The following is a 263-nucleotide window of genomic DNA, read 5'->3' as shown; positions in this document are numbered from 1 at the left end:
GCTCCGCGTCACGGCTTTTAAGAGCAGACGCGGAGCGTCGATGGCTACATTCCCACGCAGAGCGTGGGAACGATCAGATGGTGGAGGGCAGCACCGAGCGACCTGGCCGAGGAAGAGCGCACACGTTACTACCGGGCTGAGGTCTATCTGCACAACGGGCCTCAGGAGTACGACCTGATGGGCTTTACCCAGGAGCAGATCACCCGGGATGTGCTCGACCAGTTTGAAAGCCATCGGCAACTCCTTGGCCGTGTCTACAGCTA

At 60.1% G+C, this 263-nt stretch carries 1 pseudogene; it reads left to right on the top strand.

The features are described 5' to 3' along the window. Positions 1-33 precede the first annotated feature (33 nt). Positions 34-263, top strand: a pseudogene (locus ACQRBV_RS27575) (BCCT family transporter); the annotation flags it as partial.

This window comes from Pseudomonas sp. R11F (assembly GCF_050312575.1).
In the GTDB taxonomy this organism is placed as follows: domain Bacteria; phylum Pseudomonadota; class Gammaproteobacteria; order Pseudomonadales; family Pseudomonadaceae; genus Aquipseudomonas; species Aquipseudomonas palleroniana.
This window is presented reverse-complemented; position numbering and strand designations above follow the sequence as displayed.